The sequence below is a fragment of the Mesorhizobium sp. M0808 genome, from assembly GCF_040320025.1.
Lineage (GTDB): Bacteria > Pseudomonadota > Alphaproteobacteria > Rhizobiales > Rhizobiaceae > Mesorhizobium.
The window spans coordinates 29,815-45,729 of the sequence record NZ_JAMYOX010000001.1; the positions used below are offsets into that span (position 1 = coordinate 29,815).

General features: G+C 67.2%; 15 protein-coding genes. 14 read left to right on the forward strand and 1 reads right to left on the reverse strand.

Features of this window, described 5'->3' with window-relative positions:
• Positions 1-33: 33 nt before the first annotated feature.
• From NKI25_RS00145 to NKI25_RS00175, 7 genes are read left to right on the forward strand one after another with little or no spacing between them, the layout of a single operon-like run.
• On the forward strand, positions 34-468 hold the full coding sequence (locus NKI25_RS00145; RefSeq protein ID WP_352458247.1) for a DUF1636 family protein: 435 nt from the start codon (positions 34-36) through the stop codon (positions 466-468).
• Positions 465-1,505 (forward strand): cobalamin biosynthesis protein CobW, encoded by a 1,041-nt coding sequence (gene cobW / locus NKI25_RS00150; RefSeq protein WP_352997706.1) that lies wholly within the window; start codon positions 465-467, stop codon positions 1,503-1,505. Before NKI25_RS00145 ends, cobW begins: the two co-directional genes overlap by 4 nt.
• A gap of 18 nt (positions 1,506-1,523) precedes the next feature.
• On the forward strand, positions 1,524-5,180 hold the full coding sequence (locus tag NKI25_RS00155) for a cobaltochelatase subunit CobN (RefSeq protein ID WP_352997708.1): 3,657 nt from the start codon (positions 1,524-1,526) through the stop codon (positions 5,178-5,180).
• Entirely contained in the window at positions 5,177-6,646 is a 1,470-nt protein-coding gene (gene cobG / locus NKI25_RS00160; protein ID WP_352997710.1) for a precorrin-3B synthase, read from the forward strand. Before NKI25_RS00155 ends, cobG begins: the two co-directional genes overlap by 4 nt.
• Entirely contained in the window at positions 6,643-7,290 is a 648-nt protein-coding gene (locus NKI25_RS00165) for a precorrin-8X methylmutase (protein ID WP_502896971.1), read from the forward strand. The genes cobG and NKI25_RS00165 overlap by 4 nt, the downstream gene beginning before the upstream one ends.
• Entirely contained in the window at positions 7,287-8,045 is a 759-nt protein-coding gene (locus NKI25_RS00170; RefSeq protein ID WP_352589675.1) for a precorrin-2 C(20)-methyltransferase, read from the forward strand. The genes NKI25_RS00165 and NKI25_RS00170 overlap by 4 nt, the downstream gene beginning before the upstream one ends.
• Positions 8,042-8,806, forward strand: coding sequence for a precorrin-3B C(17)-methyltransferase (locus NKI25_RS00175; protein ID WP_352589672.1), 765 nt, complete (start codon positions 8,042-8,044; stop codon positions 8,804-8,806). The genes NKI25_RS00170 and NKI25_RS00175 overlap by 4 nt, the downstream gene beginning before the upstream one ends.
• Here the strand turns inward: NKI25_RS00175 and NKI25_RS00180 are convergent.
• Positions 8,770-9,552: a cobalt-precorrin-6A reductase gene (locus NKI25_RS00180; RefSeq protein ID WP_352589669.1), complete on the reverse strand. Its 783-nt coding sequence runs from the start codon at positions 9,550-9,552 to the stop codon at positions 8,770-8,772. The two genes, NKI25_RS00175 and NKI25_RS00180, sit on opposite strands and share 37 nt — an antisense overlap.
• Position 9,553: 1 nt before the next feature.
• Between NKI25_RS00180 and cbiE the strand changes: the two genes are divergently transcribed.
• The 7 genes from cbiE to cobT are packed head-to-tail and all read left to right on the forward strand — an operon-like array spanning position 9,554 to position 15,891.
• A complete protein-coding gene (gene cbiE, locus NKI25_RS00185) occupies positions 9,554-10,792 on the forward strand; it encodes a precorrin-6y C5,15-methyltransferase (decarboxylating) subunit CbiE (RefSeq protein ID WP_352786703.1) in 1,239 nt (412 codons plus the stop codon).
• The gene (locus NKI25_RS00190) at positions 10,789-11,169 is read left to right on the forward strand and encodes a cobalamin biosynthesis protein (RefSeq protein WP_352470219.1); all 381 of its coding nucleotides are present in this window, start codon (positions 10,789-10,791) and stop codon (positions 11,167-11,169) included. The genes cbiE and NKI25_RS00190 overlap by 4 nt, the downstream gene beginning before the upstream one ends.
• Entirely contained in the window at positions 11,166-11,930 is a 765-nt protein-coding gene (gene cobM / locus NKI25_RS00195; protein WP_352997712.1) for a precorrin-4 C(11)-methyltransferase, read from the forward strand. The genes NKI25_RS00190 and cobM overlap by 4 nt, the downstream gene beginning before the upstream one ends.
• Positions 11,927-12,733 (forward strand): uroporphyrinogen-III C-methyltransferase, encoded by an 807-nt coding sequence (cobA, locus tag NKI25_RS00200; RefSeq protein WP_352997714.1) that lies wholly within the window; start codon positions 11,927-11,929, stop codon positions 12,731-12,733. The genes cobM and cobA overlap by 4 nt, the downstream gene beginning before the upstream one ends.
• Entirely contained in the window at positions 12,730-14,079 is a 1,350-nt protein-coding gene (locus NKI25_RS00205; protein WP_352997716.1) for a cobyrinic acid a,c-diamide synthase CobB, read from the forward strand. Before cobA ends, NKI25_RS00205 begins: the two co-directional genes overlap by 4 nt.
• Positions 14,080-14,082: 3 nt before the next feature.
• Entirely contained in the window at positions 14,083-14,856 is a 774-nt protein-coding gene (gene cobS, locus NKI25_RS00210) for an adenosylcobinamide-GDP ribazoletransferase (RefSeq protein ID WP_352997718.1), read from the forward strand.
• Positions 14,857-14,880: 24 nt separating this feature from the next.
• Complete coding sequence (cobT, locus tag NKI25_RS00215; RefSeq protein ID WP_352997720.1) at positions 14,881-15,891, forward strand: nicotinate-nucleotide--dimethylbenzimidazole phosphoribosyltransferase; 1,011 nt, start codon at positions 14,881-14,883, stop codon at positions 15,889-15,891.
• Positions 15,892-15,915 lie beyond the last annotated feature (24 nt).

The window sequence follows — 15,915 nt, forward strand, 5'->3', positions numbered from 1 at the left end:
CGCCTGGCGGGTTTTCCGGGCAAGGAGCCTGATTTGGAACGCGACAGCAGTTTTCCGGCTGAGACAGCGGATTTATTGTCCGGCCATGGTGATTCCCCGGCCGGCGTTACCGTCATCGTCTGCTCGTCCTGCCGTGACGAGACCGGTTCGGACGCTCATCCGCGCGCCGGCGAACTGCTCGCAGAGGACACGCGCCGCGCCGCTTCCAGCGAAAACATCAAAATCCGCACCGTCGAATGCCTCGGCAATTGCAAGCGCCGGCTCAGCGCGGCCATGCTGCGCGACGGCTGCTGGAGTTACGTCTTCGGTGATCTGACCACGACCAGCGGCGCCGATCTCGTGACCGGGGCAAAGCTGTTCGCCACCTCGACGGATGGGCTCATTCCATGGCGCGGCCGTCCCGATTGCCTGAAGCGCGGCCTGGTTGCCCGCATCCCTCCCCTTGACCTTTTGAAGGACCTGACATGACCGCTGCCTCCCTTTCGCGCATTCCCTGCACCGTGGTCACCGGCTTTCTCGGCGCCGGCAAGACGACGTTGATCCGCTATTTGCTCGAAAACGCCAAAGGCAAGCGCCTGGCCATCATCGTCAACGAGTTCGGCGACATCGGCATCGACGGCGAGATCCTGAAGGGCTGCGCCATCGACACCTGCCCCGAGGAAAACATCGTCGAGCTGGCCAATGGTTGCATCTGCTGCACCGTCGCCGATGATTTCGTCCCGGCGCTGGACCAGATCCTGTCGCTGACGCCGAGGGTCGACCACATCCTGATCGAGACATCCGGCCTCGCTTTGCCCAAGCCGCTGGTCCAGGCCTTCCAGTGGCCGTCGGTGAAAAGCCGCGTGACGGTGGACGGCGTCATTGCCGTGGTCGACGGACCGGCGCTGGCTGATGGCCGCGTCGCCAACGACATGGACGCCCTGCAGGCGCAGCGCGCGCAGGACGAGACGCTCGAACACGACGATCCGGTCGAGGAAGTGTTCGAGGACCAGCTCGCCTGCGCCGACCTGATCATCCTGTCGAAGAGCGACCTGATGGACGCAGCCGGCTCGGCCCGTGCCAATGCCGTCATCGGCAAGCACGTTGCGCGGGCGGTGAAGATCGTACCGACTTCGCAAGGCAAGGTCGATCCGTCGGTGCTGCTCGGCCTCGGCCTCGCCGTCGAGGACGACATCGAGAACCGCAAGACCCACCACGACGCCGAGCTCGACCACGAACATGACGATTTTGACTCGTTCGTCATCGACATCGCGTCTGTGTCCAACCCGGACGAGCTCGCACAACGGGTCGCCATGGCGGCGGAGGAAGAAAACGTGTTGCGCGTCAAGGGTTTCGTCGAAGTCGGCGGCAAGCCGATGCGGCTCCTGCTGCAGGCCGTCGGTCCGCGCGTCAACCACTATTACGACCGCGCCTGGACCGCTGAAGACGACCGCCGCTCGCGCCTGGTCGTCATCGGCCTGAAAGGGCTGAACCGCCCGGCCATCGAGCGTATCCTCGCCGGCTGACCCCAGGTACGAGCCGCGATGCACATCCTCACCACCACATCCGCCTCGCTCGACGATCTCGCCGAGCCTGTCGATCTCAGGCAAACGCCTGCGGATGTCGTGGCGCTGTCCCTCACCGACAGCGACCTGGCCGGGCTGGCGGCGGCGTGGAAGGCAGATGCGCACCGCCTGCCGTCGATGCGGCTCGCCGCCTTGCGCGACCTGCGCCATCCGATGTCCGTCGACCTGTGGATCGACAGCGTCGCCCGCCACGCCAAGGTCATTCTGGTCCGCATCCTCGGCGGCTATGACTGGTGGCGCTATGGCTGCGACCAGCTCGCCGTTATCGCGCGAAATCGCGGTATCAAGCTGGCGCTCCTACCGGGCGAGAGCCACGACGAGGATTTGCGACTGATCGAAGGCTCGACGCTGCCGCGCGAGGAGTTGGACGCCCTGCTTGGCTATTTCCGCGAGGGCGGGCCGGCAAATATGACGGCGCTGGTGCAGAGGCTGGCAAGTCTCGCTGGATCGGGTGCGGCGGTAGCCGAACCTGTTAGCGTGCCAAAGGCGGGATTTTACGAGCCGGGACTGGGGGTCGTAGAACGCGGCGTCCCCCTCCCCCTCGAGGGGAGGGTCCGGCCGCAGGCCGGGGGTGGGGTCCTCTCCGAAGCGCGCCTACACAAAACGTCGCGCACTGCCGTGACGACCCCACCCGGCCCTGCGGGCCACCCTCCCCTCAAGGGGGAGGGAGACGCCGCGCCCATCATCCCCATCCTCTTCTACCGTTCGATGCTGCTGGCCGCAGATGTCGCGCCGATCGACGCGCTTTTTGCAGCGCTCAGGCAACGTGGTATGGCGCCGGTGCCAATCTTCGTCTCCAGCCTCAAGGACCCGGCATCGCTCGCCTTTGTCGAGACCGCGCTCTCAGCCCTGAAGCCAGCTGCCATCATCACCGCCACGGCCTTCGCCTCCGGCGCGGAACCCGGCATCGAAACCCTGTTCGACCGTGCCGGGGTGCCGGTCTTCCAGGTCATCGTCGCCACGACACGCCGTGACATCTGGCAAAACAATCAGCGCGGCCTGGCGCCTGCCGACCTCGCCATGCATGTCGTCCTGCCCGAGCTCGACGGCTGCATTCTCGCCGGTGCCATCTCCTTCAAGGGCGAAAGCGAGACCGATCCCGCATTGGCCTTCCGCGCCTTCGCCAACCGGCCGGAGCCGGATCGCGTCGCGCAGGTGGCGAACCGTGTCGAAGCCTTCATCCGCCTGCAGCGGACGCCGCGCGCGAAACGCAAGCTCGCCATCTTGATCCCCGACTATCCGAGCGCCCCCGGCCGCACCGGCTACGCCGTCGGCCTCGATGTGCCGTCCAGCGTGCTGGCAATGCTGCACGACCTGAGCGAACAGGGCTACGCCGTTGAAAGGATTCCGCAAACGCCGCGCGAGTTGCTGGAGGTGCTGGAGCGTGGAGGTGAAGGGTTGGGGTTTGAGGACTATCTCGGGTACTCGGCGGAATTGCCTGCTGAAGCGATAGCTGCCGTGACGGCCGCATGGGGGAATGCGGCAGATGAGACAAGTTTGTGCGAGGCACCCCCCTCTGTCCTGCCGGACATCTCCCCCTCAAGGGGGGAGATTGCGCTGTCATCTCTGTTTTCGCCAATCTCCAACGTCGCAGGGGTGGACAGAGCGCCGAAGCTGCCAATCTCCCCCCTTGAGGGGGAGATGTCCGGCAGGACAGAGGGGGGTGTTCAAGCGCCTGCCGCCGCAAAATTCGCCTTCCGCGCAGCCACCTTCGGCAACGTCACCGTGGCACTCGCACCTGACCGCGGGCGCTCAGCCGACCGCCGCGCCGACTATCACGACCCGACGCTGCCGCCGCGCCATGCGCTGGTCGCCTTTGGCCTCTGGCTGCGCAAGTCGCTCGGCATCCATGCAATTGTCCATGTCGGCGCCCACGGCACGCTGGAGTGGCTGCCCGGCAAGACCGTGGCGCTCAGCGAAAACTGCTTTCCCGAGATAGTCACCGGTCCCCTGCCCGTCATCTATCCCTTCATCGTCTCCAACCCGGGAGAGGCAGCGCAGGCCAAGCGGCGCATTGCCGCCGTCACGCTCGGCCATCTGCCGCCGCCGCTGACCGGCGCCGGGCTGGACGAAAACCAGCACAGGCTTGAACGACTGGTTGACGAATATGCTCAGGCCGACGGGCTCGACCGCCGCCGCCGCGACCGCCTGGCGAAGCTGATCGTCGAGACGGCGGAAAAGACCGGCCTCGCCTCAGAGGCAGGCGTCGCCAGGACCGACGCAGCCGACGAGGCTTTGCGCCGCATCGACGCCTGGCTCTGCGATCTCAAGGATTTCGCCATCAAGGACGGCCTGCACATTTACGGCCGCTCGCCGGAAGGCGAGGCTGATCCGGTACGGCGGCAAAGTGCGGCAGCTGAAAAAACCGCGCTGCTTGCCGCCCTCGACGGCCGCCACGTCGCTGCCGGTCCGGCCGGTGCGCCGGCACGGGGTCGGCGCGATGTGCTGCCGACCGGCCGCAATCTGTTCACCGCCGACCCGCGCACCATGCCGACGCCGACCGCCTATGATCTGGGCAAGGTGGCAGCGGAAGAAGTGGTCCGCAGCTACATGCAATCGCATGGCGACTGGCCGCGCTCGCTGGTCATCGACCTGTGGGGCTCGGCCTCGCTGCGCACCGGCGGTGAGGAGATCGCGCAAGGCCTGGCGCTGATGGGCTGCCGGCCGCAATGGGATTCCGCCACCGGCCGCATCACCGGCATAGATGTGCTGCCGCCGGCAACACTCGGCCGTCCGCGCATCGATGTCACCTGGCGCATATCGGGCCTGTTCCGCGACATGTTCCCGACCCAGATCGCGCTGATCGACGCCGCGGCCAACGCGGTGGCGACCCGCGACGAGGACGCTTCGGAAAACCCGCTCGCCGCTAGGACCCGCATCGACGGCAAGATCAGCCCGCGCATTTTCGGCACCTCGCCGGGCACTTACGGCGCGGGCGTCGAGGACTTGTTGTCGAGCGGCGACTGGGCCGCGCGCGAAGAGATCGGCCGCACCTATCTCGCCGCCACCTCGCACGCCTATGGCGGCTCCGAGGGCAAAGGCATTTCGGCGCCCGGCGCGTTCGAGGATCGCCTCGCCGAGGCCGACCTTCTGGTTCATACCGGCGACGACCCCGGCCGCGACATCCTCGAAGGCTCGGCCGACGTCGCCTTCATCGGCGGCTTTTCGGCAGCGGTTGCCGCGCTCGGCAAAAACGCCGACGTGATCGTCCTCGACACCACGGACCCGCAAAGACCGAAGCCGCGCTCGATCAGTGAGGCCGTGTCGCGCGTCGTGCGGGCACGCGCCGTCAATCCGCGCTTCATCGCCGGCCAGATGCGTCATGGCCCGCGCGGCGCCTCGGAATTCGCCGAGACGGTCGACCGGCTTGTCGGCTTTGCTGAGACTACCCATGCCATATCGGGCACGCTGATCGAGGCGGTGCACGACGCCTATCTTGGCGACCCCGTGGTCCGCGCCTTCATCCTGCGCGAGAACCCGGCGGCGGCGAAGGTGATTGCCGAGCGTTTGCTGTCGGCACGGCGGCGCGGGCTCTGGCATCCGCTGCGCAATTCGATCGATGACGATCTCGCCGCACTGATTGCCGAAGCGCAAGCTCTGGGAGTGGCGGCATGAACGCTTTCTCGCGCCGTGGCGCCTGCCCCGCTTTCTCGGCGCCGATGCAGACCGGCGACGGGCTGCTGGTGCGGCTCAATCCGGTCGCTGGAGGACTGTTGCCGAAATCGTTGATCGGACTCTGCGAATCCGCCTTGCGCCATGGCAACGGCATCATGGAAGTGACCGCCCGCGGCAGCCTGCAGATCCGCGGCCTGACGCCGGCAAGCGCGCGGCTGCTGGCGATGGAGGTCGATGCGCTCGGCATCGCGGTGCGCACCGGCGTGCCGGTCGAGACCGGCCCGCTGGCTGGGCTCGACCAGGAGGAGATAGCCGACCCGCGCCCGATGGCGGAGCGGATTCGGGCGGCAATTGAGGACGCCGGTGTTACGCAACGCCTTGGCCCGAAGGTTTCGGTGATCGTCGACGGCGGCGGGCAGCTGACAATGGATGCGGTTACGGCCGATGTCAGGCTGGTCGGGGTGCGGGCCGCCGACGGAATTAAGTGGCGGGTATCGCTCGCCGGAGATGCGCAGGGTGCCACGCCGCTGGCGATGTCCGAGGAAGATGCGGCTTGTGACATCGCCGTCGCCATTCTCAGGATGGTTGCCGAAAAGGGCCGCGATGCCCATGCGCGGGATTTGACGGCGAGGCAGCTGAGATCTCTCGCAAGTTGGCGATCCGTCGCGCCCCCCTCTGTCCTGCCGGACATCTCCCCCACAAGGGGGGAGATCGGCAGCTTCGCCGGCGGCTTCCCCCCAGCACCTTCGGCGATTGGCGAAATCGGAGACGAAGGCGCAATCTCCCCCCTAGAGGGGGAGATGTCCGGCAGGACAGAGGGGGGCGCGAAGGATCGCCGGCCCATCGGAGTTTTCGATCTGGCAGCCGGCAGTACCTCCCTCGGCATCGGCCTGCCGTTCGGCAGCATACCAGCGCAAAAACTTATCGATCTCACCCAATACGCCCTCATCCTCGGCACCACCGAAATCCGTCTGGCGCCGGGTCGCACGCTGCTTTTGCTTGGCCTCTCCCCAGCCGCATGTCTTTCACTCCAGAAAACCGCCGCAACCCTCGGCTTCGTCACCGACGCAGCCGATCCGCGCACCAGGATCGCCGCCTGCCCGGGTGCTTCCGCCTGTGCCTCGGGCCGCATCGCGACACGCAACATCGCCGAGACCATCGCCGTGGAAGACCGCGATATCCTCGATTCCTCGCTGACGCTGCACATCTCCGGCTGCGCCAAGGGTTGCGCCCATCCCGGTCCGGCGGCGCTGACCCTGGTCGGTGGCGAAAACGGAGCCGGACTTGTCGTGGACGGGACGGCAAAGGCATTGCCCGCCGGATACAGGCCGGGCTACGACGCCGCGCACGGCATCGGCCGCGTTGCAGCGATGATCCGCAGCGCACGACATTCCGGCGAAACCGCTGCCGCCTGCCTGGCAAGGCTCGGCGCGGCCGGCATCACCGAAATCTACCGACAGGAATGAGCATGCCCGCCCAGAACGCCTACGACTACATCCATGACGGCACGGCGATCTACGAGCGCTCCTTCGCCATTATCCGCGCCGAGGCCGACCTGTCGCGCTTTTCCGAAGCCGAGGCCGAAATCGCTATCCGCATGATCCACGCCTGCGGCCAGGTCGATGCTTGCAGGCACTTCGTTTTCTCGAGCGATTTCGTCGCCGCCGCGCGCACGGCCCTGGGCGCCGGCGCGCCGATCTTCTGCGACGCGCAGATGGTCTCGCACGGCGTCACGCGCGCCCGGCTGCCGGCCGGCAACGATGTGATCTGCACGCTGCGCGATCCGCGGACCGCCGACATCGCGAAAAAGATCGGCAACACCCGCTCGGCCGCCGCGATCGACCTGTGGGGCGAGCGCATGGCCGGTTCGGTCGTCGCCATCGGCAATGCGCCGACAGCCCTTTTCTATCTGCTGGAAAAACTGCGCGACGGCGCGCCGAAGCCGGCGGCGATCATCGGCATGCCGGTCGGGTTTGTCGGCGCCGCTGAATCGAAAGATGCGCTGGCCGAAAATTCCTATGGCGTGCCTTACGCCATCGTGCGCGGCCGGCTGGGCGGCAGCGCCATGACCGCCGCCGCCCTCAATGCATTGGCGAGGCCGGGCCTATGAATGCGATTGCAAAAGGCAGGCTTGTCGGCGTCGGCACCGGACCCGGCGACCCGGAACTCTTGACGCTGAAGGCAGTGCGCGCGCTGGCTGAGGCCGATGTCGTCGCGCATTTCGCCAAGCGCGGCAACAACAGCAACGCCCGGGCCATCGTCGAAACCCATTTTCGCCCCGATTTGATTGAACTGCCGCTGCTCTATCCGGTGACGACCGAGATCGACAAGGACCACAGCGATTACCGCTCGCAGATCACCGATTTCTACGAGCAATCGGCCGAAAAGGTCGCCGCGCACCTCAGCGCCGGCAGGATGGTCGCTGTGCTTTCGGAAGGCGACCCGCTTTTCTACGGCTCCTACATGCATCTTCATGTCCGGCTGGCGCACCGTTTTCCGACCGAAGTCATTCCCGGCGTCACCGCCATGTCCGGCTGCTGGTCGGCGACCGGCCTGCCGATCGTCCAGGGCGATGACGTGCTGACGGTGCTGCCGGGCACCATGAGCGAATTCGAGCTGACGCGTCGCCTCGCCGACACCGACGCTGCGGTGATCATGAAGGTCGGCCGCAACCTGCCCAAGATCAGGCGCGCGCTGGAGGCAACCGACAAGCTGGCGCGGGCCATCTATGTCGAGCGCGGCACCATGCCGGGCGGTGTCTCGATGCGGCTTGCCGACAAAAAGGATGACCAGGCGCCTTATTTCGCCATCGTGCTGGTGGCCGGCTGGTCGGGCCGGCCAAGCGCATTGAAAGCCGAAGCATGAGCGGCCGCCTCACTGTCATCGGCCTCGGGCCCGGCAACGCCGACCAGGTGACGCCGGAGGCAAGCCGTGCCGTTGCCGAGGCAAAATTCTTCTATGGCTATAAACCCTATCTCGACCGGCTCGATCTGCGCCCCGACCAGATTCGCGTCGCTTCCGACAATCGCGAGGAACTCGCGCGCGCCAGGGACGCGCTGCTGAAGGCTGTGGAAGGCCACGATGTCGCCGTCGTGTCGGGCGGCGATCCCGGCGTCTTCGCCATGGCCGCGGCTGTCTGCGAGGCGATCGAGGCGGGCCCGCCCGAATGGCGCGCGGTCGACATCGCCATCGTGCCTGGCATCACCGCCATGCTCGCCGTTGCCGCCCGCATCGGCGCGCCGCTCGGCCATGATTTCTGCGCCATCTCGCTGTCCGACAATCTGAAGCCGTGGGACCTGATCGAGCTACGCCTGCTGGCGGCAGCCGGCGCCGGCTTCGTAATCGCGCTCTACAACCCGATCAGTAAGGCGCGCCCATGGCAGCTAGGCCGCGCCTTCGAATGCCTTGCTGCGATCCTGCCCGGCACCACGCCGGTGATCTTCGGCCGTGCCGCCGGCCGTCCCGACGAGCGCATCGAGGTTTTTCTGCTGGCCGACGCCGATGCCGCGAAGGCCGACATGTCGACCTGCATCATCATCGGCTCGCCGGAAACCAGGATCATCAAGCGGGGTGACAAGGCCGCGCTGGTCTACACGCCGCGTTCGGCAGCGGGCCCAAGAACATGACCGACCAGAAAATGATCGACCATCTCGGCAAGAGATTCGACGGTCTCAGCCGACGTGACGTCCGGCAGCGCCGGCCTGCGGATCATCACCGCCTCGATCCCCAGCGCTCGCGCCGCCGCGATCTTGCCGTAGGTCGCCTCGCCGCCGCTATTTTTGGAAACAACGACTTCGATGCCACGGCTTCCGAGCAGCGCGCGCTCATCGACCTCATGAAACGGCCCGCGCGCCAAGAGATAGGTCGCGTCAGGCACAGCGAGCCTGGGCTCGACCGGGTCGACACTGCGGATGAGATAATGATGCTGGGGGGCGGCCTTGAAGGCAGCGACCTCCTGTCGCCCGAGCGCCAGGAACACGCGGCGCGGCACCGATCCCAAAGCCGTCACCGCGCTGGCAACGGTGTCGACCAACATCCAGCGATCACCTTCGACCGCCTCCCATCCGGGACGCCTGAGCGCAACGATAGGCACGCCGGTCATGCGCGCCGCTTCCGCCGCATTGCCGGAGATTCGCGCCGCATAGGGATGCGTGGCGTCGATCAGCAGGTCGATCTTGTTCTGGCGGAGATATGCCGCCAGCCCGCCGGCACCGCCGAAGCCGCCGACCCGCACCGGCACCCCCTGCGCGGCCGGGTTTTCGGTGCGGCCGGCCAGCGACAGCATGACCGAAATATCCGCGCGCGCGGCCAGCTTTCCGGCCAGTTGCCGGGCTTCGGTGGTTCCGCCGAGGATCAGAATGCGGTGGGTCATCATGCCTGCTGAAGCTCCGCGCGGCGCCAAGCTCACCTCAAAGTGGCTCACGATCATCGGCATCGGCGAGGACGGTGTAGCGGGTCTCGGCGACGAGGCCAAGCGGTTGATCGCGGAGGCCGAATTCGTCTTCGGCGGCAAGCGCCACCTTGCCCTCGTCGCGTCGCTCGCCAAAGGTGAAGCGCGCGCCTGGCCGACACCTTTCGATGCCGAGCTGCGCGACGTGCTGGCGCTCTCCGGCAGACGCGTCTGCGTGCTGGCCTCCGGCAATCCCTTCTACCACGGTGTCGGCGTCACCCTCGCCCGCAAGGTCGCGGCAGAGGGTATGCGGGTGATCCCCGCGCCCTCGGCCTTTTCGCTGGCCGCCTCACGCCTGGGCTGGGCGCTGCAGTACGTCGAGACCATTTCGCTGCATGGCCGCTCGCTCGACCTGATCCGGCCGTTGCTGCATCCTTGCACCCGCATTCTCGCGCTGACCTCGGACAGCGATGCACCGGAAGCGATTGCCGGTCTGCTGACAGAGCTCGGCTTCGGCGCCTCGCAGCTGACCGTTCTGGAGGCGCTGGATGGGCCGAACGAAAGGCTGCGCTCGGCGAGCGCCGGCACTTTCGCCCTCGAAAAGATCAACCCGCTCAACGTGCTCGCGATCGAAGTTGAATCGACTTCGCAAGCACGCATCCTGCCGCTGACATCAGGCCTTGCCGATCATTTGTTCGAGCACGACGGCCAGATCACCAAGCGCGAAGTGCGCGCCGTCACCCTGTCCGCTCTCGCGCCAAGACGCGGCGAGTTGCTGTGGGATATCGGCGCTGGCTCAGGCTCGATCGGCATCGAGTGGATGCTGGCCCATCCCTCCATGCGTGCGATCGCCGTTGAGGCAGATCCGGCCCGCGCCGCGCGCATCCGACGCAACGCCGCGGCTTGCGGCGTTCCCGGTCTTGCCGTCGTTGAAGGTTCGGCACCGCAAGCGCTTGGGCTGGAGACGCCCGCGGCGATCTTTATCGGCGGCGGCGGCAGCGATGCCGGCGTGCTGGAGGGAGCCATGGATGCCTTGCCTGCCGGCGGCCGCCTCGTCGCCAATGCGGTGACCCTGGAGATGGAGGCACTGCTGCTTTCCCGTCACGCCGCGCACGGCGGCCAGTTCACCCGCATTGCTATATCCCGTGCTTCGCCGGTCGGTTCGATGCAGGCGTGGCGGCCGGCTATGCCGGTTACCCAATGGAGCTGGGTCAAGCCATGATGGTCGCGGGCATCGGCAGCCGCAAAGGCGTCAGCGCAACGGACGTGCTTGCCGCGGTAGAAACCGCGCTGGAGGCGCACGGGCTTGCCCTGCCCGCGCTTTCAGCCCTCGCGACCGCGTCTCTCAAGCAGGATGAAGCGGCAATCTTCGCCGCCGGACGCGAACTCCGCCTTCCGGTGATCGTCGTCGAGCAGGATGAACTCAAAGCCGCATCTACGACCAGCCGTTCCGACCTATCGCAGGAGCATGCCGGCACGCCGTCGGTTTCCGAAGCCTCGGCGCTTGCCGCCGCCGGCAAAGGCGCAAAACTGCTCGGGCCGCGCACCGTGCTCGGTGCTGTCACTTGCGCCATCGCCATCAGCGGAGATGCGGCATGACCGTTCACTTCATCGGTGCCGGCCCGGGTGCTGCCGACCTCATCACCTTGCGCGGCAGCCGCCTGCTCGGCAGTTGTCCCGTCTGCCTCTATGCCGGATCGATCGTCGCGCCGGAGCTGTTGCAGCACTGCGCGCCCGGAACGAGGTTGATCGACACCGCGCCGATGTCGCTCGACGAGATCGAGGCCGAATATCTGGCAGCCCACGCGGCCGGCAATGATGTCGCCCGCCTGCATTCCGGCGATCTTTCGGTGTGGAGCGCCGTTGCCGAGCAGATCCGCCGGCTGGAAAAGCACGGCATTCCTTACACGCTGACGCCGGGCGTGCCGTCCTTCGCCGCTGCGGCGGCAGCGCTGCGCCGCGAGCTGACCATTCCAGAAGTCGCGCAAAGCCTGGTGCTGACCCGCATCTCCGGCCGCGCCTCGCAAATGCCTCCCGACGAAACGCTGGCCGGCTTTGGCCGCACCGGCGCCACGCTGGCCATCCACCTTGCCATCCACGCTGTCGACCGGATCGTCGCCGAACTGACGCCGTTCTATGGCGCCGATTGCCCGGTGGCGGTCGTCTTCCGTGCTTCCTGGCCGGACGAGCGCGTGCTGACCGGCACGCTGGCCACCATCGAGGCGCAACTGGCCGCCGATCCGATGGAACGCACGGCAATCATCTTCGTCGGCCGCTCGCTGGCGGCGGAGGGCTTTGGCGAAAGTTCACTGTACGACGCGCACTACCAGCGACGCTTTCGCGGACGGGACGGATTGTGAGCGGCAGCAACAGAAACACTACGGTCGAGCAGGCGCTCACCCGGCTCAACTTCAAGCCGCGCCAGCTTGAGCCCGGGCATGTCTGGCTGGCCGGCGCCGGCCCTGGCGATCCCGGCTGCCTGACGCTGGAAGTGCTGGCCGCCCTCGGACAGTGCGACGCGCTGGTTTATGACGCGCTGGTCTCGCCAGAAGTCGTCGCTGTCGCCGAGGGCGCGGAACTGTTCTATGCCGGCAAACGCGGCGGCAAGCCGTCGATGAAGCAGGACGACATCACCGCTCTGCTGGTCCGGCTGGCGCGCGCGGGCCGGCGCGTCGTCAGGCTGAAGGGCGGCGACCCCTATATTTTCGGGCGTGGCGGCGAAGAGGCGCTGGCGTTGGCCGGGGAAACTATCCCGTTCCGCATCCTGCCTGGCCTGACGTCCGGCCTCAGCGCGCTGGCCGCGACCGGCATTCCCGGCACCATGCGCGGCATCAACAAGGCGCTGATCCTGGCGACCGGCCATGCCGCCGGCACCGATGATGATCTCGACTGGGCGGCAATCGCCCGCACCGGCCAGCCGGTGGTCATCTATATGGGCATGGCCAACCTGCCGCTGATCGCCGCTTCGCTGCTCGAGGGCGGCCTGCCATCTTCGACGCCCGCCGCGGTCATCGTTGCCGCGACGACGCCGCAGGAGCGTATCGTCGTCGCCACGCTCGCCACGATTGCGGAAGAGACAGCGGCCGCCGGTCTGACCTCGCCGGCGCTGATCGTCGTCGGCGGCATCGTCGGGATGCGCGCGGCACTGGCGGGTGAGCCATGACCCGCGCCATCATCATCGGCGCGCCGCGCTCGGGCTCGGGCAAGACCAGCGTCACTATCGGCATTCTACGCGCCCTCGCCCGGCGCGGCCTGAAGGTGCGCGGCGCCAAGTCCGGCCCGGACTATATCGATCCCGGCTTCCACACCGCCGCCACAGGCTTGTCCGGCGTCAATCTCGACAGCTGGGCAATGCCGCCCGCCCTGCTTAACGCGCTGGCCGGCGAAGCGACCGAGGATGCCGATTTTATCTTTCTCGAAAGCGCCATGGGCCTGTTCGACGGGATTCCGGCTGCTCCAGGACGATCCGGTTCGGCCGCCGATCTCGCCCGACTCTATGGTCTGCCGGTGCTGCTTGTGCTCGATGTCTCCGGTCAATCGACCACGGCAGCAGCCGTCGCCAAGGGATTTGCCACCTATGACCCGGATGTACGCATGGCCGGGGTCGTGCTCAACCGGCTGGGCAGCGAGCGCCACCGCCGGCTATGCGGCGATGCCATCGAGGCACTCGGCCTGCCTGTCGTCGGCGCCATCCTGCGCGATCCCTCGCTCAACCTGCCCGAGCGCCATCTCGGCCTCGTCCAGGCCGGCGAATATGAGAATCTGATGGCGCATCTCGACCGGCTGGCCGACATGGTCGAGCGCTCGCTCGACCTCGACGCCATCATGGCGCTGGCGGCGCCATTCACGCCTGCGCCGGGCAATTTCGGCGACGCGCTGCCGCCGCCCGGCCAGCGCATTGCACTCGCCGAGGACGCCGCCTTCACCTTCCTCTATCCGCATGTCGTCATGCATTGGCGCAAGGCTGGCGCCGAGATCGTTCCGTTCTCGCCGCTCGCCGATGAGGCGCCTGGCGACGATAGCGACGTCTGTTGGCTGCCCGGCGGCTATCCCGAGCTTCACGCCGGCCGCCTCGCGGCCGCGGCGAATTTCAGGGCGGGCATGGCGAGGTTCGCCGCCAAGCGGCCGGTGCATGGCGAGTGCGGCGGCTTCATGGTGTTGGGCGAAGCGCTCGAGGACGCGTCGGGCGAGACGCATCCGATGCTCGGCCTGCTCGGTCATTCGACCAGCTTCGCCAAGCGCAAGATGAACCTCGGTTACCGCGAGGCACGGCTGCGTTCTGAGTGTCCGCTCGGCAGCCAAGGCACGCTGATCCGCGGCCACGAATTCCATTATGCGCAGATGATTGCGACCGGCAATGACGAGCCGCTGGCCGACCTCGCCGACGGTCAAGGCAATCCGCTCGGCGCCTCCGGCTACCGGCGCGGCAATGTCAGCGGCACGTTCTTCCATGCCATTGCGAGGGGCGAGAGCATGATCCCGAAAAGTGGTAGCCGGTTTTCGGAATAGATCATGCTCAAACTCCAGATCCCCTCGCAACAGCAAATTCTCTATGATATCGCGCTTTGCCTCGTCTTCTTTACCCGGATGCCGCTGCCGAGAGCCGACTTCCGTGGCCGCAGCCTTGCCGCTGCGATCTGGGCTGCACCCGTTGCCGGTCTCGCCGTCGCTCTGGTCGGTGCGCTGGTCTACGCCATCGGCACAAGGCTCGGCCTAGCCGCAGGTCCTGTTGCCGCGTTGGCCCTTGCCGCGATCTTGCTCGCTACCGGCTGCCTGCATGAGGACGGGCTTTCGGATGTCGCCGACGGTTTTGGCGGCGGCAAGACACGCGACAGAAAGCTGGAGATCATGCGCGACAGCCGCATCGGCGCCTATGGTGCCTGCGCGCTAGCGATCTCGCTGCTGATCCGCTGGAGCGTGCTCTCGGAATTCGCCGGCCCTGCTCATGTCTTCTGGGCTCTCATTGCCGCGCATGCCGCCTCGCGCGGCCTGCTCGGCGCTTTCATGCACCTGCTGCCGCCGGCCCGCGCCGACGGCCTCTCGGTCGATGCAGGCACCGTATCCGCTGAAACCGCTGGTATCGGTGCCGTGCTCGGCGCGGTTGCGCTGCTGGCGCTTGGGCTCGGCGGCGCCGTTTTCGCGCTCATCCTGCTCGGGCTGTTGTTTGCCGCCTTCCGCGCGCTTTGCCTCAACCAAATCGGCGGCCAGACCGGCGATACGGTCGGTGCCCTGCAGCAGCTCGGCGAGATCGCAATCCTGCTTGTCGCTTCTGTTTCCCTGTCCTGACTCTGTTTCGGAGATTTTGCCCCCATGCCTTTCAAATCGCTCGATGAACTGCGCGCCGCCTGCCTCGACCTGCCCATTGGCAGCGACGCCGCGGCCAACGCCGTCGCCCGCCGCCAGGACACGCTGACCAAGCCGCAAGGCAGCCTCGGCCGGCTCGAGACAATTGCCGCCTGGCTGGCGCGCTGGCAGGGCCGCGACATGCCAAAACTCGACCGCGTCAAGATCTTTGTCTTCGCCGGCAACCACGGCGTCACCGCGCAAGGAGTGTCGGCTTTCCCTTCGGAAGTCACCGTGCAGATGGTGGCGAATTTCGCCGGCGGCGGCGCCGCCATCAACCAGCTTGCCCGCGTGGCCGGCGCCGAACTCGACGTCATCCCGCTCGACCTCGACCGCCCGACCGGCGACTTCACGCAAGAGCCGGCGATGGACGACGAAGCCTTCCTCGCCGCCGTCTCGGCAGGCTACGACGCGATCAGCAGGAATCTCGACCTTGTATGTTTCGGCGAAATGGGCATCGGCAACACCACGCCGGCGGCGGCCATCTCGACCGCGCTGTTCGGCGGCGGCGCGGAGCGATGGACAGGGCGTGGCACCGGCGTCGACGACGCCGGCCTCGTGCGCAAGATCGTCGCCATCGAGGCCGGCCTGAAGCGCCACGCCCCGGCGCTAGCCGACCCCCTGAAGGTAGCGGCAGCCCTCGGCGGCCGCGAGCTCGCGGCGATCTTGGGCGCAACACTGGCGGCGCGCCATCTCGGCGTGCCGGTGCTGCTCGACGGCTTCGTCTGCACCGCCGCCGCCGCACCCTTGGTAGCGCTGCACCCTGCTGGCCTCGCTCATACCATGGCCGCTCACGTCTCAGCCGAATCCGGCCACCGCCGCCTGCTCGAAGCGCTCGGCCTGCCACCCTTGCTCGACCTCGGCATGCGGCTCGGTGAAGGCTCCGGCGCCTGCCTCGCCGTCAACATCGTCCGCTCGGCACTCGAATGCCACGCCCGTATGGCAAGCTTTGCGGAAGCTGGTGTTTCGGAGAAGTAAGGCGGAGCCAAGCGCGGATCGCGT

What these genes read in the sequence shown, in the direction of transcription:
- cobG (WP_352997710.1), top strand. Translation starts at nt 5,177, where the DNA reads ATGAACGCTTTCTCGCGCCGTGGCGCCTGCCCCGCTTTCTCGGCGCCG.
- NKI25_RS00155 (WP_352997708.1), top strand. Translation starts at nt 1,524, where the DNA reads ATGCACATCCTCACCACCACATCCGCCTCGCTCGACGATCTCGCCGAG.
- NKI25_RS00170 (WP_352589675.1), top strand. Translation starts at nt 7,287, where the DNA reads ATGAATGCGATTGCAAAAGGCAGGCTTGTCGGCGTCGGCACCGGACCC.
- cobM (WP_352997712.1), top strand. Translation starts at nt 11,166, where the DNA reads ATGACCGTTCACTTCATCGGTGCCGGCCCGGGTGCTGCCGACCTCATC.
- cobW (WP_352997706.1), top strand. Translation starts at nt 465, where the DNA reads ATGACCGCTGCCTCCCTTTCGCGCATTCCCTGCACCGTGGTCACCGGC.
- cobS (WP_352997718.1), top strand. Translation starts at nt 14,083, where the DNA reads ATGCTCAAACTCCAGATCCCCTCGCAACAGCAAATTCTCTATGATATC.
- NKI25_RS00190 (WP_352470219.1), top strand. Translation starts at nt 10,789, where the DNA reads ATGATGGTCGCGGGCATCGGCAGCCGCAAAGGCGTCAGCGCAACGGAC.
- cobT (WP_352997720.1), top strand. Translation starts at nt 14,881, where the DNA reads ATGCCTTTCAAATCGCTCGATGAACTGCGCGCCGCCTGCCTCGACCTG.
- NKI25_RS00205 (WP_352997716.1), top strand. Translation starts at nt 12,730, where the DNA reads ATGACCCGCGCCATCATCATCGGCGCGCCGCGCTCGGGCTCGGGCAAG.
- NKI25_RS00165 (WP_502896971.1), top strand. Translation starts at nt 6,643, where the DNA reads ATGAGCATGCCCGCCCAGAACGCCTACGACTACATCCATGACGGCACG.
- NKI25_RS00180 (WP_352589669.1), bottom strand. Translation starts at nt 9,552, where the DNA reads ATGACCCACCGCATTCTGATCCTCGGCGGAACCACCGAAGCCCGGCAA.
- cbiE (WP_352786703.1), top strand. Translation starts at nt 9,554, where the DNA reads ATGCCTGCTGAAGCTCCGCGCGGCGCCAAGCTCACCTCAAAGTGGCTC.
- NKI25_RS00175 (WP_352589672.1), top strand. Translation starts at nt 8,042, where the DNA reads ATGAGCGGCCGCCTCACTGTCATCGGCCTCGGGCCCGGCAACGCCGAC.